General features: G+C 71.4%; 17 protein-coding genes. 7 read left to right on the plus strand and 10 right to left on the minus strand.

Annotation, left to right across the window (positions count from 1 at the left end; genetic code table 11):
• Positions 1-46: 46 nt before the first annotated feature.
• The 9 genes from BM004_RS31835 to htpG are packed head-to-tail and all read right to left on the minus strand — an operon-like array spanning position 47 to position 14795.
• The gene (locus tag BM004_RS31835; RefSeq protein ID WP_093219329.1) at positions 47-1264 is read right to left on the minus strand and encodes a VWA domain-containing protein; all 1218 of its coding nucleotides are present in this window, start codon (positions 1262-1264) and stop codon (positions 47-49) included.
• Positions 1261-3657, minus strand: a complete 2397-nt coding sequence (locus tag BM004_RS31840; protein ID WP_093219331.1) for a DUF5682 family protein — start codon at positions 3655-3657, stop codon at positions 1261-1263. The genes BM004_RS31835 and BM004_RS31840 overlap by 4 nt, the downstream gene beginning before the upstream one ends.
• Positions 3658-3698: 41 nt before the next feature.
• Complete coding sequence (locus tag BM004_RS41620; protein WP_093219334.1) at positions 3699-6053, minus strand: tetratricopeptide repeat protein; 2355 nt, start codon at positions 6051-6053, stop codon at positions 3699-3701.
• Positions 6054-6080: 27 nt separating this feature from the next.
• Positions 6081-7958, minus strand: a complete 1878-nt coding sequence (locus BM004_RS31850; RefSeq protein ID WP_143072585.1) for an ATP-binding protein — start codon at positions 7956-7958, stop codon at positions 6081-6083.
• Between the two features lie 14 nt (positions 7959-7972).
• Positions 7973-9052, minus strand: coding sequence for an ATP-binding protein (locus BM004_RS31855; RefSeq protein ID WP_093133608.1), 1080 nt, complete (start codon positions 9050-9052; stop codon positions 7973-7975).
• Complete coding sequence (locus BM004_RS31860; RefSeq protein WP_143072586.1) at positions 9049-10593, minus strand: DUF5691 domain-containing protein; 1545 nt, start codon at positions 10591-10593, stop codon at positions 9049-9051. The genes BM004_RS31855 and BM004_RS31860 overlap by 4 nt, the downstream gene beginning before the upstream one ends.
• Entirely contained in the window at positions 10590-12002 is a 1413-nt protein-coding gene (locus tag BM004_RS31865; RefSeq protein WP_093219340.1) for an SWIM zinc finger family protein, read from the minus strand. The genes BM004_RS31860 and BM004_RS31865 overlap by 4 nt, the downstream gene beginning before the upstream one ends.
• Positions 12003-12054: 52 nt before the next feature.
• Entirely contained in the window at positions 12055-12762 is a 708-nt protein-coding gene (locus BM004_RS31870; RefSeq protein ID WP_093219343.1) for a hypothetical protein, read from the minus strand.
• The gene (gene htpG / locus BM004_RS31875; RefSeq protein ID WP_093133599.1) at positions 12759-14795 is read right to left on the minus strand and encodes a molecular chaperone HtpG; all 2037 of its coding nucleotides are present in this window, start codon (positions 14793-14795) and stop codon (positions 12759-12761) included. Before htpG ends, BM004_RS31870 begins: the two co-directional genes overlap by 4 nt.
• Before the next feature lie 280 nt (positions 14796-15075).
• Here htpG and BM004_RS31880 point away from each other — a divergent pair, with 280 nt between their 5' ends.
• The 7 genes from BM004_RS31880 (at position 15076) to BM004_RS31910 (ending at position 21437) form a co-directional block, all read left to right on the plus strand.
• The gene (locus BM004_RS31880) at positions 15076-17400 is read left to right on the plus strand and encodes a hypothetical protein (protein WP_093219347.1); all 2325 of its coding nucleotides are present in this window, start codon (positions 15076-15078) and stop codon (positions 17398-17400) included.
• 70 nt (positions 17401-17470) lie between these two features.
• Entirely contained in the window at positions 17471-18082 is a 612-nt protein-coding gene (locus BM004_RS31885; protein WP_093133593.1) for a hypothetical protein, read from the plus strand.
• Positions 18075-18779, plus strand: a complete 705-nt coding sequence (locus BM004_RS31890) for a hypothetical protein (protein WP_093219351.1) — start codon at positions 18075-18077, stop codon at positions 18777-18779. The genes BM004_RS31885 and BM004_RS31890 overlap by 8 nt, the downstream gene beginning before the upstream one ends.
• Positions 18776-19300: a hypothetical protein gene (locus BM004_RS31895; protein WP_256220136.1), complete on the plus strand. Its 525-nt coding sequence runs from the start codon at positions 18776-18778 to the stop codon at positions 19298-19300. The genes BM004_RS31890 and BM004_RS31895 overlap by 4 nt, the downstream gene beginning before the upstream one ends.
• Positions 19297-20142, plus strand: coding sequence for a COG1470 family protein (locus BM004_RS31900; protein WP_093219356.1), 846 nt, complete (start codon positions 19297-19299; stop codon positions 20140-20142). The genes BM004_RS31895 and BM004_RS31900 overlap by 4 nt, the downstream gene beginning before the upstream one ends.
• Complete coding sequence (locus BM004_RS31905; protein ID WP_177206669.1) at positions 20142-20795, plus strand: hypothetical protein; 654 nt, start codon at positions 20142-20144, stop codon at positions 20793-20795. Before BM004_RS31900 ends, BM004_RS31905 begins: the two co-directional genes overlap by 1 nt.
• Before the next feature lie 126 nt (positions 20796-20921).
• Complete coding sequence (locus BM004_RS31910) at positions 20922-21437, plus strand: DUF3761 domain-containing protein (RefSeq protein WP_093219359.1); 516 nt, start codon at positions 20922-20924, stop codon at positions 21435-21437.
• Here BM004_RS31910 and BM004_RS31915 read toward each other — a convergent pair whose 3' ends face one another.
• Positions 21438-22487: an ABC transporter substrate-binding protein gene (locus tag BM004_RS31915; RefSeq protein WP_093219362.1), complete on the minus strand. Its 1050-nt coding sequence runs from the start codon at positions 22485-22487 to the stop codon at positions 21438-21440. It abuts the gene before it with no gap.
• Positions 22488-22694 lie beyond the last annotated feature (207 nt).

Below are 22694 nucleotides of genomic sequence, written 5' to 3' on the forward strand. Positions count from 1 at the left end.
TCCAGCCGACATGTTAGGCCGGGTTCGGGCCGTTGGCCCGCTCGCCTCAGGCCGCCCTGCTGGTCTTGAGGCCTTGGGCCGCCGCCCAGCCGGCCACGTCCTCGCGCTTGATGGCCGCGGCCATGAGGCCCGGAAAGGCGTCGGGCGTGCAGGCGAACGACGGCACGCCGAGCGCGGCCAGCTTGGCGGCCAGGTCGCGGTCGTAAGCGGGCGCGCCCTCGTCGCTGAGCGCCAGCAGCGCGATGAACTGCACGCCGGCCTCCACCAGTTCGTGGGCGCGGCGCAGCAGGCCGGCTTCCACGCCGCCTTCGTAGAGGTCGGAAATCAGGATCAGGATGGTGTTGCGCGGCTCGCGCACCAGGCCCTGGCAGTAGCCCACGGCGCCGTTGATGTCGGTGCCGCCGCCCAACTGCACGCCGAACAGCAGGTCGACCGGGTCCTGCAGCTGTTCGGTCATGTCGACCACGGCGGTGTCGAACACCACCAGCTTGGTGGCCACGGCCGGCAGGCTGGCCATGACCGCGCCGAAGATGCTCGAGTACACGACCGAGGCCGCCATCGAGCCGCTCTGGTCGATGCACAGGATCACCTCGCGCTGCGGCTGGCGCGCCTTGCGGCCGTAGCCGACCAGCGTCTGCGGCACCACGGTGCGGTACTCGGGCTGCCAGTGGCGCAGGTTGGCGCGGATGGTGCGGTTCCAGTCGATCTCCGAATGGCGCGGGCGGCGGTTGCGCTGGCTGCGGTTGAGCGCGCCGCTCACGGCGCTGCGCATCGGCTCCTCGAGCTTCTTCATGAGCTCGTCGACCACCTTGCGCACCACGGCGCGCGCGGTGTCCCTGGTGCCGGCCGGGATCACGCTCGACAGCGCCACCAGGTTGGCCACCAGGTGCACGTCGGGCTGCGCGCTTTCGAGCATCTCGGGCTGCAGCAGCATCTGGCGCAGGTTGAGCCGCTCCATCGCGTCGCGCTGCATGACCTGCACGACCTGGCTCGGAAAGTACTTGCGGATGTCGCCGAGCCAGCGCGCCACGCTGGGCGCCGAATCGCCGCGGCCGCCGCGCTGGCCGCCCTTGCCCAGGCCCCGCTGGCTGTCGGCCTCGTAGAGCGCGGCCAGCGCCATGTCGATCTCGCGCACGCGGCCCTCGATGGCGCCGCAGCTGGGCGTGGCCTCGCTGCCGAGCACCAGGCGCCAGCGCTGCAGGCGCTCGGTGGGCGGCGGTGTCTCCGGTGCATCTTCTTCGGACGCGACGACCTTGGTGTTCATGCCTTCACCCCCAGCAGTTCCCGCAACAGCGGCAGCGCGAGCACCGCGCGTGATTCGTCCCAGTCGGCCGCGGCCGTGGCCACCGCCGCCGTGCCGCCGACCGCCCCGCGCCTGGCGCGCTCGCCCAGCGCGCGCCGGTCGGCGCCCGAGAAGTCCGCGAAGCTGCGGCGCACCAGCGGCAGCACCTGCAGGAAGTGTTCTTCGCCCAGCGCCGACAGCCAGCTGTCGACCAGCGGCCACACGGCCTCGTCGTGCAGCAGCACCATCGCGTTGCGGTTGAGAAAGCCCTCGAGCCACGCGGCGGCCTCGGTCGGCGGCGCGCCGCTCGAGAGGTTGCGCGCGAGCTGCTGCGACGCGCCTTCGCTGTCGATCTGCGCATCGTCCAGCAGCAGCCGGCAGGCCACGCCGCGCAGCAGCGGCGCGGCGCTTTCACCGAAGGCGATGCCGCGCAGCGCGCTGCGCCATGCGGCGGTGGTTTCGTCGCCGTCGCGCAGGCGCACCGCGTCGTGCGCGGCAATGAGCCGGGTGCGCAGCGACTCGGCGGCCTCGGCGTCGAGCGCGCCGCAGGCAATGGGCAGGCCGATGGCGCCGCGCACGATGAGGCTGTCGAGCACGTGCGAGAGCAGCGCGCTGTCGGTCTGGCGCACGCTGCCGTAGCGGAACACGTTGGCCAGCGGCGGCACCGCGCCGATGAGCTGCACCGCGTCGCCGGTGAGCGCGGCGCGGTCCTCGAGCGCGCGGGTCACGGCCTGCACGGCCACGGGCAGGTCGGCCAGCAGCACGGTGTCGACCTGCTCGGCCAGAACGGTGAGCGAGGTCTCCCCGGCCAGCTTCTCCATCACGCGAGATGTGGCGGCATGCGCCACGGTCGCGCCGAAGCGGCTGGCCTCGATGATGCGCAGCGCGAACTCGGGCTGCCACTGCAGCTGCCACAGCTCGTGGAAGGTGCCGCGGCTCGACCGCTGGGCCGCGGTGGGCGCGCCCCACGGCAGGTCGAGCAGGCGCAGTCGGTGCAGCAGGTGGCTGCGCGCCAGGTCGTTGGGCTGGCGCAGGTCGAGATCGAGCGTGCGCGCGGTGGCCTCGGGCTTCAGGCGCAGGCTCTTCTGCATCTGCTCGATGTCGCGCTGCAGCGGCACGGTCGGCACCTCGGCCGGCACCTGGCCCATGCGGTCGCCGACGGTGAGGCGCTCGCGGATCAAGGTGAGCGGCGCCTGCTCGCCCATGCAGATCACGCTGCGCACCGCCTCGTCGAGCTCCGGCAGGCCGGGCGCCGGGCGCTCGCGCAGGGCCGCGAGCGTGTCGGCCAGGCGCGTGGCCTCGATGAGGTGGGCGGAGGAGCAGTCGAGGTCGTGCGCGCGCAGCAGCCGCGCGACGCGCGCGAGCCAGCCGGCGCTGCGGCCGCCAGCGTGTTGGCCCTGTTGGCCTTGCTGCCACAGGTGTTCGTACCAGCCGGGCGAATCGATGCCCGCGCCGTAGCCGCTGGCGCTGGTGAGGTGGCGGTAGGTCCACGGCACCCAGGTCGCGAGCACCTTGAGCTTGGGCAGGCCCTTGAGCAAGGCGGCGTCGGCCTTCGCGGTGGTGGCGCCTTGCAGCGCGGGCACATGCCATGCGCCGCAGACCACGGCGATGCGCTGATGGCCGGCCTTGACGGCCTCGCGGATGGCCTGGCGCATGAAGGCCTCGCGCAGCTGCTCGCGCTGCGCGGCGCGCGCACCGCGCCGGTCTTCGGGGGTTTCGGCGCGCACGGCCGCCATGGCTTCGGCGATGGCGCCGAACAGGTCCTCGCCGTCGCCGCGCTCCTCGACCATGTGGTTCCACCAGCTCTCGCCGTCGGCATGGCCGGCGGCGTGGGCGAGCCAGTCGAAGGGGTCGTCGGGGAAGGAACCGGCCACTTCGGCCGCTTCGGCTGCTTCGGTCTCGTCGGTCGCCTTCGCCACGGGCACTTCGCTGGCCGCGTCGTCGCCGAGCGGTGCGCCGTTGTCCGACTCGGTCTCCGCGACGCCGGCTGGTTCCGTTGCTTCGGCTGCTTTCGCTGCCTCGGCCTCCTCAGCCGCGCGCGCCGCCTGCTCGATCGCCATGCGGTGCGCCTGCGGCAAGTCGATGAAGCGCGTGGGCAGCCCGTGCGTCACGCCCCACTGCAGCGCCTGCCACTCGGGCGAGAACTCGGCGAACGGGTAGAAGGCCGCGAGCCCCGTGTCCTCGCTCGCATGGATCAGCATCGCGACCGGCGGCTGCAGGTCGGCATGCGCCATGAACGACAGCAGGCCCTCGCCCTCGGGCGGCCCCTCGACCAGGATGCAGTCGGGCTGCAGCGACTCGAAGGCGCGCAGCAGGCTGCGCGCGCAGCCGGGGCCGTGGTGGCGAATGCCGAAGTAGTGCAGCGGAGAGCCCATGTGTTTGCCAGTGCGTCAGAAGATGGGAAGAAGGCTTCGCCTCACAGGTCGTAGCGCGCTTCCATCGCCTCGTGCCACTCGGTCGGTTCGCCGGCGGCGCGGGCCAGCTCGCTCCAGCACAGCTGCAGGCCCTTGCACAGCACGGCCACGCGCGCGGCGATGACGCGCGGCGGCACGTCGGCCGGCGCGGTCACGGCGAGGTAGAGGCCGGGCAGGCCGCCTTCCTCGCCGTCCCCGTCCCCGTCTTCATCGCCGTCTTCATCGCCGCCGTCCTCGTCGCCGTCCTCGTCGCTCGCGTCGGGGTCGGTCACGCGGTAGTTGTCGTTGCTGTACTGCCAGGTGCTCCAGCCCTCTTCGCCGAGCGCGTCGCGCAGCGCGCTCACGCGCTCCTCGCCGGGGTGCACGCCGTCGATCATGTAGCTCGGGCCGTGGCCGCCCTTTTGCAGCACGTGCACGGGCTCGGTGAACACGCGCGTGTAGCTGCGCAGTTCTTCCTCGTCCTCGGGCGGCTGCTCGGCCAGCTTGGGCTCGAACACCACCCAGTCGCCCAGGCGCTGCGGCAGCCCGCGCGGCGAAGGCTGCACGATGCGCGCGGTGGCCGGGCCGGTGCGCCGCGCGAGCACGTCGCGCTCGCGGCCGCTCTCGTCATGGCGCAGGTAGACCAGGCCCCAGTCTTCCTCGACGGCCTCGTCCTCCGGCGGGCCGGCCTCGAGCTCCATCTCGAGCGCGCGGGACTGGGCGCGCACCTCGGCCCACTGCTGCGCCGCGGTGGCGGCAATCAGCAGGTCCCAGCGCTGGTTGGGCGCGGGCGCCTCCTCGGCCTCGAGCACCTTGCGGCGCTGCGCCATGGCGGTGTCGAAGTCCTTCAGCTGCATGGCGGCATCGGCCCACAGGCGGCGCGTGGGCACGGCCTCGGGGTCGTGCTGCAGCACCTGCTCGACCAGCGGGCCGACCTGCGCATAGCGCGCCTCCTTGAAGGCGACGCGCGCGCGGTACCAGGCGGCCATGGCCGGCTGCGCGGCCTCGATGCGCCTGGCCTGCTCGTCGATGGCGCCCAAGTCGTCGGCGTTGAAGCACAGGCCGAACCAATGGTTCTGCAGCGCCACCGATTGCGGCGCGGCCAGCACCATGGCCTGCAGCCGGGTGCGCGCCAGTTCGTGGCAGCCGTAGTTCGACAGGGCCGAGGCCAGCATCATCGCCAGGCCTTCGTCCTCGGGCAGCGCCTGGTGCGCCTGCTCGAGCCACTGGATCACGGTTTCGTTCGACAGCCCTTCGGCCTCGGGCGTGCGCAGCCAGCCCGGCAGTTCCTCGGGGCCGCGCGGCGCGCTCGGCACCGCGGCGCCCGCGAGCGCCTGCGCGGCCTTCTGCACGCTGTCGCCGGCGCCGAAGTCTTCGCGCAGCAGCGGCACGTGGTGGCGCGCGCGGGCCACGGCCTGGGCCGCCAGCCACGGCACTTGGCGCGCCAGCGCCAGCTCGGCCTGCGCGTTGGCAAGGTCGATCAGCAGGCGGTGGCTGCCGACGGTGTGCAGGTGCTCGACGGTGGTCCAGATCGCGTGGCCCAGCGCCGGCGTGTTGAGTTCGGGCAGCGCGCGCGCGGCCATGACGGCGGCGCGGCACCACGACACGTAGTCGGCCACCTCGATGTCCTCGAAGGCCGGCAGCAGATTCCAAGCGGCCTGCGGCTCGCCGGCCATGGCCAGCGCGCGGCAGCGCTGCAGCAGGCGGGCCGACTGCTCGCGGCGGTCGTCCTCGTCGGCGTCGTCTTCCGAGTCGTCGAGCAGCTTCAGCGCCGTTTGCGCGTCGCCCGCGGCCAGCCATTGCTCGACCTCGGTGGTGACGAACAGCGTGGTCACTTCCTCGCCGGCGCGGCGCTGCTGCTCACGCTGGTCCTTCAGGTACAGCACGGCCTCGCGCGGCTGGCCCTGGTCGCCCATGGCGTTGGCGCGCTCGATGCTCAGGCAGCCGAAGCAGCCCCAGCTCGGGTCGATGCGCGCCAGCGTCTCGTCGCAGGCGGCCAGGCGTTCGTTGGCCCAGCCGGGGCCGTCGACGTTGGCATAGGTGGCCACCAGGTCCTGCGTGACGCACACGCTCTGCGGGCAGCCCTGGGTCTTCTCCTGGTGCGCGCCCTCGTAGGCGCTGACCACTTCGCCGAGCTGCACTTCGCCGTGGTGACGCGCCACGCGCGAGGCGCACAGCCAGTGCTTGAAGTACACGTCGAGCCACGGAATGTCGAGGCCGCGCGCGGTGGCGAGCGCCTCGGGCACCAGCGCCTCGACCAGCGCATGGTTGCCCTGGAACTGCTGGTGCGGCACGTCGTGAATCAGGTAGGCCAGGCGCTGCTGGCCTTCTTCTTCCAGGCGGTCCGACAGGTCGTTGACCCAGGCAAAGCTGTCCATGTGGGGTGATCCTCTCTCTTTGGTTTTTTAGGAAGCCGCGGGCGGCGCGCAGAGCACGGCCACGGCCTGGCTGAAATCGCTCAACAGGTCGACCAGCGGCGGCTGGCCCTTCAGTTCCTCGCCGCCCGGCGCCATGATGGCCTTGAAGCTGCGCAGCAGCGCGACCGCGTGCGCGGGCACGGCACGGCCTTCGCGGTGGCTTTGCAGCAGCGCCTGGATGGCGGGGTTGTCCAGGTTCACGTACAGCCGCGCCGACACGCTCGCGTCGATGCGCTGCGTGAACGCGCGCGCCAGGCTCAGCGCGGCGCCGGCCATGCGCTTCTTCGCGTCGTCGGCATCGAGCCGCGCCTTCAGCTGCGCCTCGCGGTCGGGCACGGCGATCAGCGGCAGCTCGGGCGACAGGAAGCGCGCGGGCACCACCAGCTCGCCCCACGCGAGGTGCTCGCGCAGCCAGGCGAGCTCGCTCTCGGGCAGGTCGTCGGGGCGGAACATGCGGGCGTTGCCGGCGGCGGTGCCGATCTCGATGAGCTGCACGCCGCGCTCGCGCACGAACTGGCGCAGGAAGCCGGCCACGGCATAGCGGTCGCCGCGCGCCACGGGCACCTGCAGCGCGCGGAACAGCACGTCCTCGAAGCCGCCGCTCTGGCCCAGGCTCAGGTGGATGCGGCCTTCGCGCACCAGGCTGCGCACCGGCAGGTCGCCCTGGCTGGTGGGCAGGCGCACGGCGTCGGCCAGCATGGTGAAGAGCTCTTCCTCGCACAGCGCGGCGCCCAGCAGGGCCTCGTTGTGGCGCGTGAGCAGGCGGCTCCATGCGGGCGCCTGCGAGCGCGAGAGCTCGGCCAGCCCGCGGATGAGCGCGTCCTGGATGTGCGCGCGCGTGGCCTGGTAGGCACCGTCGCGCTGCAGGTCTTCGCGGCTCGCGGTGGGCGTGAGCGCGTTCGACTCGATCACCCCGCCGATGAAGCCGGCCCACACCGGCAGCAGGTCGCGCGCCTCGTCGTCCAGCAGCATGCCGCGCACGTACACGCTCAGGTGGCGGTTGTCGCTGGTGCCGTAGGTGGCGCCGTCCTGCACCCACAGCAGGCCGCGCGCGTCGCTGTCGCCCTCGGGCTCCACCGGAATCACGCAGATGGGCTCGAAGTGACGCTCCATGCGCGCGGCGAAGGCCATGCGCTGGCGCTGCAGCACCGTGGGGTGCACCACCACGCCGTCGGCGGTGGCGCGCCAGGGCGGCGGCTCGGCGTTGACGCATTCGTCGTCGAACCACAGCGGCTCGCGCAGCAACGCGCAGTAGCGGCCCAGCACCTTCTTCAGCACGCCGGCCGAGCACAGGTGGTTGAAGTCGCTGCGCATCGCCAAGTGAATTTCGGTACCCACGGGCCGCGCGTCGATGGCCTGCACCACGTAGCGCCGGCCGTCCGACGAGCGGTAGCGCCAGCCTTCACCGGGCGACTGGTACGAGGTGCTGTTCACCAGCACCTGCTCGGCCACCACGAAGGCCGACAGAAAGCCCAGCCCGAAGAGGCCGATGAGCTCGTCGCTGCCTTCCTTCTGCGACGCGCGCAGTTGGCGCGTGTAGCCGTTGCCCAGCGTGGCCAGGTAGCGGTGCAGTTCGGGCTCGGTGAGGCCCGAGCCGTTGTCGCGAATGACGAGCGTCTGCGCGGCCTCGTCGGCCAGCACGTCGATGCGGCCGGCCTCGGTGAAGGTGGGGTCTTCGAGGCGGCGGCGCGAGATGGAGTCGTGCGCGTTCTGGATCAGCTCGCGCACGGCCACCACGGGCGTGGAGTACAGGTGCTTGGCGAGAACGTCGAACAGGCCGTCGAGGTGGACCTGGGTGGTCTGCAGCGCGGGGGCGGAGGGCGCGGAAGGTGTGGAAGGCGTGGGGATGGGAGAAATATCGGACATGCGGTGCGGCGGCTTCACAGTTGTTCCCTGCAGGCGCGGTACAGGTCCTTCCAGTCGGTGCGTTCCTTCACCACCGTTTCGAGGTATTCCTTCCACACCACCTGGTCCTGCACCGGGTCCTTGATGATTGCGCCGATCAGGCCCGAGGCCACGTCGGCCGAGCGCAGCACGCCGTCGCCGAAATGGCCGGCCAGCGCCATGCCGCTGTTGATGACCGAGATGGCCTCGGCGGTCGACAGCGTCGAGCTCGGCGACTTGATGCGCGTCTTGCCGTCCTCGGTCTGGCCGTTGCGCAGCTCGCGGAAGATCTGCACCACCCGGCGCACCTCCTGCAGTGCGGGCGGCTCGGCCGGCAGCGCGAGCGCGCGGCCGAGTTCGCCCACGCGCTTGACCACGATCTGCACCTCCTCGGCCTCGCTGGCCGGCACCGGCAGCACCACGGTATTGAAGCGGCGCTTGAGCGCGCTCGACAGTTCGTTCACGCCCTTGTCGCGGTTGTTGGCGGTGGCGATCACCGAGAAGCCGCGCACGGCCTGCACCTCGCTGCCGAGCTCGGGAATGGGCAGCGTCTTTTCGGACAGCACGGTGATCAGCGTGTCCTGCACGTCGGCCGGGATGCGCGTGAGCTCTTCCACGCGCGCGATCTTGCCCAGGCGCATGGCGTGCACCAGCGGGCTGGGCACCAGCGCCTTGTCGGACGGACCGTGGGCCAGCAGCTCGGCGTAGTTCCAGCCGTAGCGCAGCTGCTCTTCGCTGGTGCCGGCGGTGCCCTGGATCAGCATGGTCGAGTCGCCGCTGACGGCGGCCGACAGGTGCTCCGACACCCACGACTTGGCCGTGCCCGGCACGCCGTACAGCAGCAGCGCGCGGTCGGTGGCGAGGGTGGACACGGCGATTTCCATCAGGCGCGGGTTGCCGATGTACTTGGGGCTGACCTCGAAGCCGCTGGCCAGCTTGCCGCCCATCAGGTAGGTGAGCACGGCCCAGGGCGAGAGCTTCCAGTTGGCCGGGCGCTGGCGGTCGTCGACCTTCTGGAGCGCATCGAGTTCTTCGGCGAATTGCTGTTCGGCATGCTGGCGCAGGACATTGCTCATGGACGGCCTTGGGATGAGAGAGAAGATGAAAGCGTGTGGAACAGCTGGCGCGCGCGCACGATGCGCGCGGTGTCGGCCAGCGCGTTGCTGGTGCCCGGTGTTTCGTCGGCGGCGCGCGGCAGGTCGGCCAGCGTGTGCAGCGCCGAAGGGTGCAGCAGCGCGGCCGCGCTGGTGAGCACCTGGCGCAGCATGTAGTCGTTGACCAGCGCGCCAGCCTCGACGCGCGTGCGCAATGCGGCGGCGAGCCTGGCGCAGAGTTCGGCCGACGGCGTGTCGCCGGGCGCGCAGGCCTGGTCGGCGAAGCCCACCACGTCGTGCAGGCCGTTGTCCGAGGCGCCGAGTTCGGCGATCCAGTGGCGCTCGCGCCGGCTGCGCGGCAGCAGCGCGAGCAGCTGGCCGACCCAGCCGCGCTGCGCGCGCGGGCGCTCGAGCATGGCGTCGCACCAGTCGAAGTCGGGCGCGGCGATGACGGCGTCGTTCCAGCCGCGCACCAGCGCGTCGTTCCAGTCGCCCTTGGCGGCCCAGTCGAGCAGCGCGGCGGGCGCCATGCCGGTGCGTGCGGTCCACCATGCGAGCGGCACCTGGCGCACGAGCTGGTAGAGCCACCACGCGCGTTCGCCCAGGCTGTCGTGCGTGGGGCGCGCGGGGTCGATGGCGTCGTCCTTCCAGCGTGCGTCGGCAGCCTCGGGCGCGTCGATGCGCCACGCGCCCGAGGCCTGCTTCAGCAGCGGCGACAGGAAGGCGGTGACGCGCTGCACGTGCGCGCTGGCGGGCAGGCGCTGCAGCAGCTCGACGGCGGCCTGGCGCACGTCGCGCGCGCGGTCTTTGAGCTGTGCGTCGATCAGCGCCTCGTCGTCGGGGCCGAGGTGCTCGGCGAGCACGGCGAGCAAGGTGGCGCGGTCTTTCGCGGGGAGCTGCTGCAGCTCGGCCGCGAGGCGGGCGCGGGCGCCCGCGGGATCGTCGCGGCGCTGCTCGGCCAGCACCGCGCGGCGCTGTTCGAGGCTGCCTTCGTCCCAGCGCGTCTGCGCATCGGCCTGCTCGCTGGCGCCGGCGGCGTAGCGCCAGTCGTCGTTGCGCGCGGCCAGCCACAGGCCGCGTTCGCCGAGCGCGGGAACCACGGCGCAGCGCAGCTCGGTGCTGCGGCGCCCGGCGTCGAGCGCGGTGGGCAGCAGGCTGTGCGGCAGGCGCAGGCCCGCGGCGGCCACGGCCGCCAGGGCTTCGTGCTGCAGACGCAGCGGGCCGTTGTCGAGTGCATCGGCAATGGCCGCCTGCAGCGCGGGCTCCTCGAGTTCGGCGCGGTCGTCGGCGGTGGCGGCCGCGGCGTCGGAGGGCGAGAGGCTCGGCGCGATGAAGCCGGCGCGGCGGCCGACGGCGACGGCGCCCGCCGCGCGCAGCAAGTGGCCTTGCGCGTGTTCCGGCAAGCCGCCTTGCAACGCCTGCAGCAGGCCGGCGAATTCGCCCGACATGCCTTCGGCCGCGGGCACGGGCTGGCGCGAGGTGCCGACCAGCGCGGCCTGCAGCAGTTGGTTCCAGTGGCTCATGCGCGCACTCCCGTCAATGTCCAGACCGGCGCGCTGCCCGCTGCCGAGTCCGCCGCCCATGCGGTGAGCGGCGCGAACTGCTCGCCGTCCCACTCGCCGAACACGCGCAAGGGCGCACCGCCCGAATGGGCCATCAGTTGCCAGGCTTCCCGCGCGGCGAGCTGCATCGGCAGCGCCTGCGGCGCGGCGCCCAGGCGCAGCCACCAGCGCTCGCCGTCGCGGCTGGGCACGGCGTCGGCCCAGACCATCGGCAGCAGCGGCTGCCAGGGGTTGGCGGCGATCTGCTGCGCCATGCGCTGCCATTCGCCGGTGGCCTGCGCCGATGGCGCGGATGGCGCGGAAGGCGCGGAAGGCGCGGAAGGCGCGGCAGGTGCGGCAGGTGCGGCAGGTGCGGCAGATTCGGGCGCATCGGCCGGCAGCTCGGCCACCAGCGCGCGTTGCGAGGCATGGCCCGGGTAGAAGCACAGCACCGCCGCGCGTTCGCTGCCGCTGACCCAGCCGGTCTCGAAACCTCGGCCGCCGTGCGCGTAGTCGAGCAGCAGCGCGCGGCGCCCGCTGGCGCGGCCCTGCAGCCACACGTGGCGCTCGACCAGCTTGCCGTCGCGTTCGTCGGTGCACTGGCCCAGCACCAGCCAGTGGTCGCCGACGCGTTCGCCTTCGGCGAGCAGGGCCTCGCGGTCCTGCGGCCAGCCGAGCGCGGTGCGCAGGTCGGCCAGCGTGGCGGGCGAGAGCGACGCGCGGCGCGGCACCGCGTCGGCCATCAGCTGGAGCCGGCCGAGCCGGTCGAGCAGCCGCGCGGGCCAGCCTTCGCCCACGCCGATGAGTTCGGCCGCCTGCGTGATGCGCTGGCCGAGCCCCGGCGCCTGCGCGTCGACCATGCGCGCGGCCATCGCGCCCCAGGCCTGCTGCTGCTCGCTGCCCAGCGACGCCAGGCCGCGCTGCGTCTGGTCGTCGAGCCAGCGCGCGAGCTCCTGCACGCCGGCCTCGATGCGCGTCCAGCGCTGCGCGTCGCGCTTGGCGGCCGCGGCGGGATCGGGCGCGGCCGGCGGTTCGGCGGCGCGCGCTTCTTTCTTCTCGGCCTTCTCGCGGCGCGAGGCGAGCCACTCGGCCACCCACGGCGGCGGCTCGCCCCTGGTGAAGCTGGCCTCGCTCTGCGCGCGGATCAGCATCAGCGCGAGGCCGTGCTTGCAAGGGAACTTGCGGCTCGGGCAGGAGCAGCGGAACACCGGCCCCGAGAGGTCGACCTGCGTCTGGTACGGCTTGCTGCCGCTGCCCTGGCATTCGCCCCACACGGCCTCGTCGGAGAACGCGAGCGTGGGCCACTTGGCGGGCGCGACCAGGCCCTTGGCGGCCTTGGCCGACGAATCGTCGGGGGCGAGCGCCAGGACGGCTTCTGTGCTGAGACTCATCGGGACAGCCTCGCGCCGGTCCGCGGCGCGGATGATGGAAGGGGCGCGTCCATCAGGGCGCGACGGGGTTGCCAGGCGTGCCGGCTTCGCGGGCCGAAGCCGCGGCAGCAGCCACGGCCGGCGCACGGTAGGTGACGTTCACGGCGGGGGCCGCGGCCGCCGCGGGTGCCGCGGGCTCGGGCGGCGGGCGCGTGATCTTGACGAGCGGTGCTCTTGCCGCGGTTGCCGCACGGGTGCCGCGCGCCGCATTCGGCGAATTCGCCGTATTGGCTACTGCGGGGGCCGCGGGTGCCTGCGCAGAAGCCGCGGGCTCGATCGGTGTGAACGGCGCCGCGGGCGTCGAATAGCGCACGGGGGCGGGCCCTTGCGACGGGGCCGCCGGAGCGGCAGTGGCCGTCGGCGCAACGACGGTGCCCGGCGCCACGGGCGCTGCAGCCACGATGCCCGCCGGCGCGGCCTTCGGGTCGTAGAGCACCGCGCCCTTGCTGATGCCGGTGGCCACCGGCCCCACGCCGACACCCACGCCGGCCGAGCCGGACACCTGCCCGCCGTTGTTCACGGCCACGCCGGCGCCGAGCGGGCCGAAGCCGGTGTTCAGGCCGACGGAAAAATTGCCGTCCTTCGTGGCGCCCAGCCCCAGCGAGAGCCCGGGCACCAGCGGAATACCGACGTGGTAATGCGAGCAGCCGCCCGTCATCAGCAACAGCAGCCCCGCCGAAGCAAGGGCCGCACCACGGATGACGCGCGGCCGCGGGTTCACACCAGCAGCGCGTTCACGCGCCTCACGTAAGCGGCCGGGTCGGCCGGCAGGCCGCCTTCGGCCAGCAGCGCCTGGTCGAACAGGATGTTGGCCAGGTCGTCGAAATGCGCGGAGCCTTCGAGCTTCTTCACCAGCGGATGCTCGGCGTTCACCTCGAGCACGGGCTTGAGTTCGGGCGCGGGCTGGCCGGCCTGCTTGAGCATGCGCGCGAGCTGCGTGCTCATGCCGCCGTCCTGCACCACCAGGCAGGCGGGCGAGTCGACCAGGCGCGTGGTGACGCGCACGTCCTCGGCCTTGTCCTTCAGCGCTTCCTTGAGCTTCTCGAGCATCGGCTTGAACGACTCGGCGGCTTGCTCGGCGGCCTTCTTCTCGTCGTCGTCCTGCAGCTTGCCCAGGTCGACCGCGCCCTTGGCCACGCTTTGCAGCGGTGTGCCGTCGAACTCGTTGAGGTAGTTCAGCGCCCACTCGTCGACACGGTCGGTCATGAGCAGCACCTCGATGCCCTTCTTCTTGAAGACCTCGAGCTGCGGGCTGTTCCTGGCGGCGGCGAGCGTGTCGGCCGTGATGAAGTAGATCGCGTCCTGGTCTTCCTTCATGCGCGCCTTGTAGTCCGCGAAGCTCACGCTCACCGTGTCGGTGGTGGTGGAGGCGTAGCGCAGCAGCTTGGCGATGCGCTCGCGGTTGCCCATGTCCTCGCCCAGGCCTTCCTTGAGCACGGCGCCGAACTCGGCGTAGAACTTGGCGTACTTGCCCGAGTCGTCGGCCGCCGCAACGGCCGCTTCCGCGGCGGTCGGCGTGTTCTTGTCGACCACGTCGGTCACACCCGCGGTCGGCTCGGGCGTGGGCACCGATTCGCCGGAGCCCACGTCGATCTTGCCTTCTTGGCTCTCGGGGCCGGTCTTCTGCTTCTTCGCCAGGTCTTCCAGCATGCCCAGCACGCGCTTGGTGCTGCCTTCGCGGATGGCCTTCACGTCGCGGCTTTCCTGCAGCAGCTCGCGGCTCACGTTCAGCGGCAGGTCGGCCGAGTCGATCACGCCCTTCACGAAGCGCAGGTAGCTGGGCATCAGCGCCTCGGCGTCGTCCATGATGAAGACGCGCTTCACGTACAGCTTCACGCCCGCGCTCTTCTCGCGGTTCCACAGATCGAACGGGGCCTTGGCCGGGATGTACAGCAGCTGCGTGTACTCGGTGCTGCCTTCCACGCGGTTGTGGCTCCAGGCCAGCGGCGCCTCGTAGTCGTGGCTGATGCTCTTGTAGAACTCTTCGTACTGCTCGGTGCCGATGTCCTTCTTGGGACGGCTCCACAGGGCGTTGGCCTTGTTGACGGTTTCCCACTCGCCGGTCTTCACCATGTCGCCGGGCTGGTCGTTCTCGCCTTCCTTCCACTCTTCCTTTTCCATGAGGATGGGGAGCGAGATGTGGTCGGAGTACTTGCCCACGATCTGCTTGATCTTCCAGGCGTTGAGGTAGTCCTCGGCATCGTCGCGCAGGTGCAGCGTGATGCTGGTGCCGCGCTCGGCACGGGTGATGTCGGCCACATCGAAGTCGCCGGCGCCGCCGCTGGCCCAGCGCACGCCCTGCTCCGCGGGCAGGCCCGCGCGGCGCGATTCGACCGTGATGCGGTCGGCCACGATGAAGCCCGAATAGAAGCCCACGCCGAACTGGCCGATGAGCTGGGCGTCGGCCTTCTGGTCCCCGCTGAGCTTGCTCATGAAGTCCTTGGTACCACTTTTCGCGATGGTGCCGAGGTTGTCGATGGCTTCCTGGCGCGACAGGCCGATGCCCTTGTCGGTGATGGTGAGGGTGCGCGCGGCCTTGTCGAAGCTCAGGCGCACGTCGAGTTCGGGCTGGTCTTCGTACAGCTCGGGATGGTCGAGCGCCTCGAAGCGCAGCTTGTCGCACGCGTCCGATGCGTTCGAGATCAGCTCGCGCAGGAAGATTTCCTTGTTCGAGTACAGCGCATGCGTGACCAGATGCAGCAGTTGCGCGACTTCGGCCTGGAACGGGAGTTTGGTATTGGAGGAATCAGCCATGGAATGAGAAATATCGGAGCCAAAAAATTCTAAGTCGGCAAGGCGTCCGTGCAATGACGCCGCACCAACTTCTTCAGATAGGAGGTCCTTCGACTTCATCAAGAAGCCGGTGAAATCGAAAGGCTCCATTCTGAAGAGAAGCCACGGAAAAAAACCAACGTTCTCCTCTGAGGAAACCCTTCGAGACATCAAAAGTTACCATAGATGACAGTTCTGAAATATCCTGATCCTTGATTCGAAACAGGGCGGTCAACGCCCGGGACAACAGGGATGTCTTTGGATGATTCGAGTGACGCTGTGGACAGCGGCCGGTCCCGCCGGCACACGCTGGCGCCCGGCGCTCGCGCACATGTGGCTCGGGTGCGCGACGGCCCTGGCAGGGTTTCCCTGCGCGCAGGCACAGACCGCCGCGCCGCCGAAGAACAACGCTGCGGCACCGGCCGCCCCCGTCGTGGCTGACGCGCGCATCGAACCCATCGACCGCGCACAGGCGGAGCAGGCGCGCCTGAGGGCGCTCATCGACTCCGCGCCCAAGGCCTACGAAGACCGCTTCATGAACCCCGACAGCGACACGCTCGCGGGTGGCAACCCCTCCGACGCCGAGGCCGAGCAGCCGCAGGGCTTTCGCGCGTGGCTGGTGGAAAGCCGCATCGGCTTCGGCGACGCCACCAGCACCGGCTTCGGCCGCCAGCGCGCGAGCGAGGCCGGCCAGCGCTTCGAGTACCGCCGCGAGACGCTGAACTACGGCGAGTTCGTGCTGCAGGCCGACGCGCGCCACCTGAGCGGCGACAGCTTCCTGAGCGGCGGCGGCATCGGCTCGCTGGGCTATGCGCGCCAGGCCACCAGCGGGCGCTTCACGCTGCGCAACCTGGGCTTTCCGCTGACCACGCAGACCTTTGCCGACACCGCGGTGGGCGACATCTACAGCGAGCTCACCGACGGCCTCTCGCGCAACTACCGGCTCTCGCTGGGCTCGACCACGGTGCGCGGCGCGTCGGCGCGCGTGTTCAGCTCCGACCTCGACGTGCGCGCGGGCTTCGGCGAGCGCGGCAACCTCGCGGGCGGGCCGTACCCGGGCTTCGAGAAGAGCCAGGGCACGCTGGGCTGGCTCGGCGCGACGCGGCGCCTGGGCGAGCCGTGGTTCGCGTCGTTCCAGCTCGACCAGGCGCGCGACGTCCCGGCCTACTACTTCGACCCGGTGAGCGGGCAGGGCTTCGGGCGCAAGGACGTCACGAGCTGGGCCACCTCGATCGGCTACGGCCGCGAGCCGCTGCGCGACGGCGACGTGAAGGCGCGCGCCACGCTGGTGGGCAGCCGCACGAATTCGCCGACCCCGGGCGTGGCCACCGGCGGTTCGCAGGGGCTCTTCGTGGAGGCCAGCGCGCGCACCGGCGCCTGGCGGCACGAGGCCGGCGTGTACGCGACGCGGCCCAACCTGTACTTCGGCGACTACCCGCTGGCCACCGGCACGCGCGGCGCCTACTGGCGCATCGACCGCAGCGACAGCCGCCTGAACTGGGGCGCCGCGCTCGACTTCGAACGCGCGGCGCCGAACGACAACTTCAACCTGTTCGGCTACCGGCGCACCGGCGCGAGCGGCAACTTCCAGTACCTGCTGGACCGCAACAGCTCGTTCGGCGGCAGCCTGAACCTCACGCAGACGCGCTACGCGGGCAGCTCGGACACCGCGACGACGCCGGCCTCGGCACAGAACTCGGCACAAAGCTCGGCACAGGGCAGCCGCTTTCGCAGTCTCTACGCCGACGCCTTCTACCAGACGCGTTTCTTCGACTGGCCGCGCAGCCGCTTCAATCTCTCGGTGCGGCGCAACGAGGCCATCGTGCTCGGCGACGGCACGGCCACCGGCCAGGAACTGCAATGGGAGCAGGACTGGATCGGCGGGCGCTTCGAGACCCTGCGCCCCGAGCTCACCACCACGGTGGGCTACGCGCGCGACCAGAGCAACGGCAGCACGCGCAACTACCCTACCGCCGGCGTGCAGTTCCGCTTCTGGATGGCGCAGGGCTTCAGCGTGACGGGCAACCTGCGCTACACCTCGCAGCACGGCGGCCTGTACACGAGCCGCGGCCTGTCGGGCTCGCTGAGCGCCGAGAAAGACCTCGCGCCCGGCTGGCGCGCCGGCATCGCCGCCAACCTGAACCAGGCGCGCGCCACCACCGTGCCGGTGGCGCTGAACACGCCCTCGCTCTTTCGCACCAGCGACAAGACGGTGTACGTGTACCTGCGCTGGGAGGGCTCCGGCGGCTCGGCCTACCAGGCCGCCGGCGCGCGCACCGGCACCGCGGGCGGCGGCAGCGTGGCGGGGCGCGTGTTCTACGACGCCAACAACGACGGCGAGGCGCAGATCGGCGAAGGCGGCGTCGCCAATGTCGAGGTGCTGCTCGACGGCCGCTACCGCGCCGTGACCGACCGCGACGGCCGCTTCGAATTTCCGCTGGTGACCACGGGTCGCCACCAGCTCACCCTGACGTCCGAGACCGTGCCGCTGCCCTGGGGCCCGGCGCGCGACGCGGGCACGAGCGTCGATGTTCCGCTGCGCGGCCAGGCCAGCGCCGCGATCCCGGTGACCAAGGTGGGGCAATGACCATGCCGCGCCACGCCACCGCCGTGTTTTCTGTTCCGCTTTCTTTCACCGCAACGCAAAGGAAACCGAGATGAGACCTCACCTGAAACTGCTCACCGTGGCGGCCGGCACGGCCCTGGCACTGGCGGCCGGCGTGGCCCTGGCCGAGAGCCAGTACGGCTACGGCACCGGCGCGCCCGCCGTGACGGCCCAGTCCCACCTCAACCTGAGCGTGACGGTGCCCAAGCTGATCCTGCTGCGCGTGGGCACCCAGACCGGCTCGGGCGACACGCTGAACTGGACCGCGCCGATCACCTGGGCCACCGCGCCCGCGATCACGGCCGGCAACAACCAGGCGGCCAACTGGGACGGCACGGCGCCCACGCTCGGCACGGTGACCAACCCGGCGGCGGTGCCGGTGTCGGCATGGACCAACAGCGCGGGCGGCGGCTCGCTGAGCTACACGGCCACCACCTTCGCACCCACCGGCGGGCCGGCGCTGACCAACATCGGCGTGGCGTCGGGCGCGGGCCTGGCGCACCCGGGCGGCGCGACGCTGGCGGCCACGAGCACGGCGCCGAGCACCTTCGTGCCGTCGGCGGTGGCCACGGGCACCTGGACCTTCTCGCTGACGGGCTCGACGCTGACCTGGGCGCCCGGCACCTACACGACCACCATCACCTACACCGCGACCAGTGTCTGATGCGCTGCGCGCGGGATCGGTATCGCCCACGCTGCGCGCGGGGCCGGTGCCGCTCGCGCTGCGCGCGGGGTCGGTAGCGCCCGCGCTGCGCGCGGGGTCGGTGCCGCTCGCGCTGCGCGCGGCGGTGGCACTCGCGCTCCTCGCCGGCGTGGCGCCGCGCGCCGATGCGGTCTTCACCTATGCGCCGACCAGTTCGGCCGCCTACGGCATCACGCTGCAGGTGGGCGCGGCGACAGGCATCGACGAGGTGGTGTTCAACGCCACCGGCGCCAACGCGGGCCTCGCGACGGGCACGTCCATTCCCGGTTCGCAGTCGATCATCATCCGCGTCAGCCCCGCGCGGCCGGCGCGGCTGCTGGTGGAGAACCGGCCCGTCACGCTCACCGCCACGGTGCCGGCCGGGCTGAGCTGCACCACCGCCGCCAGCTGCAGCGCCACCGTGATCCCGTTCAGCACGATCAGCTGGGTGTCGACCAACGCGACCAGCCCCGCCGAAGGCGACATCCAGAGCGGCGCCTTCGTGGCCGGCAGCACGCAGACGCTGGCCAGCTTCGACGGCGCCACGGCGACCATCCTGCTGGTCAACGGCGACACGCGCTTCATGTCCAACACGCTGACCTTCCGCTATGCCAACACCACGGTGTACCCGGCCGGCAGCTACAGCGGCACGGTGCGCTTCACGGCGACGATGCTGTGACCACGCACGCCACCCGGACCACTGCGAGCGCGGCGCTGCTGGCGGCGCTCATGGCCGCGCTCATTGCCGCGCCCCGCCCTGCCCTGGCGCTGGTCGAGCGGCTCGACGACTCGGCCTCGCCGAGCGCTCAGGTGCGCGCGCAGGAAGACAACTCGCCCGTCACCGCACCGAACAGTGCTCCCTCGCCCATCGTGCAGATCGCCTTCGGCCGCGTGCACTACCGGCTCGCCACGGCGCGCTACGTGGGGCGGCAGGCACGCATCTACTACGTGCTGCCGATGGGCATTCCGGGCCTGCGCTCGCCGGCCGGCCTGCAGGTGAGCTGGCGCACCAACGGCCTGTTCGCCAGCGGCAGCGGCCGCCCCGGCGAGCGCGTGCCGGTGTGGAGCGGCCAGGTGCGCGACGCCTGGATGACCGAAGCGCTCGACCTCACGTGGCAGGTCGACGTGCGCGAGGTGCGGCTCACGCGCGGCATGCCGCTGGGCTTCGAGGCTTACTTCGAGATCGAGACACTGCCATGAGACTCCACACCCGCTTCGCTGCACCGGCAGTTGCCCTGGCAGCCGCATTGGCTGCACTGGCCGCGCTCACCGCTGCACCGCCCGCCTGGGCCGCGCCCTTCGAGATCGCGATCATGCCGTCGCGCTTCGAGCTCGCCGCCAAGAGCGGCGCGCGGCTGGGCCAGACGCTGGACATCCACAACGTGGGCACCACCCCGACCGAGGTGTCGGTGCGCACGCTCGACTGGAGCTATTCGCCCGAGGGCGAGATCGCGTACCTCGACGCGCTGCAGCCCGGCAGTTGCCGCCCCTGGGTGCTGCTGGAGCGCAAGACGCTGAAGGTGCCGGCGCGCGGCAAGGCGGGCTTCCGCTTCCAGATCGAGCCACCGGCCGATGCGCCGCGCGGCGAGTGCCGCTTCATGCTGGCCATCGAGGGCGTGGAGCCGGCCTACCGCGCCGCCATCGGCCAGGGCGGCTCCAGCCTGAGCCTGCCGGTCACGGGGCGCATCGCGGTGGCGGTGTACGTGCTGGTGAACGGCGCCGAGCCCAAGCTCGCGCTGAGCCAGGTCGGCATGCGCGAACTGCAGGGCCGCCGCACGCCCTACGTGACCGTGAGCAACACCGGCGACGCGCACGGCCGGCTCGACGGCAGCCTGGACGCGACCGACGCCGCCGGCAAGCGCTTCGAGATGGTGCCCGAGGGCACGCCCGTGATGCCGGGCCAGACGCGCCAGATCGCGCTGCAGCCCAAGGCCTCGGCCAACAACGACGGCAAGGCGCCCGCGCCGGTGTATCCGCTGAAGGCCAGCGGCACGCTCGACTGGGAGAAGGGCGGCTTCAAGGTGAACGCGGAGTTCCGCTGATGCGGTGCCGGCGCGGCACCCTTGCGGCCGCCGCCGGGTGTGCCGCCGCGCTCGTTGCGGCCTCCTGCGCCAGCGACGCCGCGCGCGCCGGCACCGCCACCACCACGGGCCTGGGCGCGCCGGCGTCGACCGACCTGAAGTTCACCGTGAACATCGACAAGTTCGTGTTCTTCCGGCTCGGCGACGGCGCCTGGCCCACGGTGAACGGCACCGTCAACACCGCCGCCTTCACGCTCACGCCCACCATTCCCGGCGGGCCGACCACGCCGGTGGCGGCCAACAACACGGCCGCCAACTGGAACGGCGGCGCGCCGGTGTTCGCGGTCTCGCCCGCGGCGGGCGTCAAGCTGGCGGTGGAGGTGCGCAGCAACGGCGGGCAGGTCACGCTGCGCGCCACGGCCAGCACGCCGCTGATGAGCGGCGCCAACACCATCCCGATGTCGGAGATCACGATCGCCACCGATGACGCCGCGCTGCCCGCGCCGGCGATTCCCGACACCGGCACGGGCGGGGCGGTGAACGTCACGCCCACCAGCTTCGGCACGCTCGTGACGCAACGGGCCGCGAACTGGACGTTTTCGTACGCCAACCTCACGAGCCGGCCGGCCGGGGTCTACACCGGGCAGGTCACTTTCACGGCCAGTTCGCCCTGACAGTTCGCCTTTAGAGCGGCCGGAAGTCGCAAGGAACGGCCTGGCGGCGCGCCAAGTCAGCTGGCGCTGGGATCGCGCCCCAAAGCTCCGGGTCGGAACTTTTCCTTCACCTTTCAGGAGCTTTGCATGAACAAGACCCCTCGCGCGCGCTGGATCGCCGCCGCCTGCCTCGGCTTCGCCGCCCTCGCCGTACAGGTGCAGGCACAGGCACAGGTGCCCGCCGACGCACCCGCCGGCACCACCGTGCAGTGCAAGGACGGCAGCTATGCCGCGCCCGACGCCAAGGCCGGCGCCTGCCGCGGCCACAAGGGCATCAAGACCTGGTACGGCAAGGACTCCGCTGCCGCGCCGGCTGCTGCGGCTGCCGCTCCGGCCGTGGAAACCCAGTCGGCCAGCGTCAACAAGACCGGCGTGGCCCCCAGCACCGGCACGGCCACCCGGACGCCCGGCTCGCCCGACCTCACGAAGATGGCCGCCGCACCGGGCGGCGGCGCGGGCAAGGTGTGGGCCAACGACGAGACCAAGGTCTACCACTGCATGGGCGACCGCTACTACGGCAAGACCAAGAAGGGCGAGTACCTGAGCGAGGCCGATGCCAAGGCCAAGGGCATGCACGCCTCGCACAACAAGGTTTGCTCCTGATCAGCGCGGCTGCGACTCGACTTCGCGCGTCCAGCGGTCGATCAGGCGCTTGCGCTCGGCCGCCTTGCCGTACTTCTCGAAGTCGTACCTGATGAGCTTGACCTCGGCCATCGACGGAATGCGCGGGTCGGGCTTGAAGGTCTTGTTGGCCGGCGACTGCAGGCTGCCGGCCTTCGCGCCGATCGACTGGCCCGCGGGGCTCATGAGCCAGTCGTAGTAGCGCCGGGCGTTGTCCTTGTTGCGCGCGCCCTTCACGAGCGCGATGCCGCCGATCTCGTAGCCCGTGCCTTCGCAGGGCGCGGCGGTCTTCACCGGGAATTTGTCGAAGCGCCACTTCTCGAAGCCGAAGATGAAGCTCACGCCGATCGCCACCTCGCCCTTGGCCACGTCGGGCGCCTGCGCCTGGCCGCTGCGGGTGTAGCTGGTGACGTTCCTGTGCAGCTTCTTCAGGTAGTCGAAGGCCTGCTCCTCGCCCATCTGCTGCACCAGGCCCGCGATGATGGTGTAGGCCGTGCCGCTGGTGGCGGGGTGCGAGATCTCGATCTCGCCCTTGTACTCGGGCTTGACCAGGTCGGCCCAGCACCTGGGCTCGGCCAGTTTCTTTTTCTTCAGCACGTCGGTGTTGAAGCCGAAGCCCATCGCGCTCGTGTAGAAGCCGCCCACCATGTTCTGCGACAGCGCGTACTGCCGCACCGCCCAGTCGTGCAGGTCGTTGATGTAGGCCGGCCGGTAGGGCTCCAGCAGGCCCTGTTCGGCCGCCTGCAGGAACGGATCGCCGGTGCCGCCCCACCAGATGTCGGTCTTGGGGTTGGCGGCTTCCGCGCGCAGCTGCGCGCCGATCTCGCCGGTGCCCTTGTGGGCCTGCAGCACCTTGATGCCGGTCTCGCGCGTGAAGGCCGTTGCCGCCGCTTCGCACCAGCCCGCGTCGGTGCTGCACAGCGCGTTCACCGTGCCTTGCGCGGCGGCGTTGGATGCGCCCAGGAGGGTCGCCGCTGCCGTGCATGCGGCGATGGCAAAAGGTCGAAGGGGTCGGATGGCAAGGCGGTGCATGGCGCGGTTCTCCTCGTTGTTCGAAGACGCAGGATACCGAAGGCACGGGCGGGTGCCATGCCGGTGCTTCAGCGTGCCGACCTCCGCGTCGCCACTCTGAAACCGTGACGGAATACTCAATCGATAAACGCAACCCGTTTGCGTAAAAACACAAAGTCGCAACAACCGTGAACAGGTTCCGATAGAGCGAAAGACATGTAGCGCACC

This window comes from Variovorax sp. OK212 (genome assembly GCF_900112425.1).
Taxonomy (GTDB): Bacteria; Pseudomonadota; Gammaproteobacteria; order Burkholderiales; family Burkholderiaceae_C; genus Variovorax.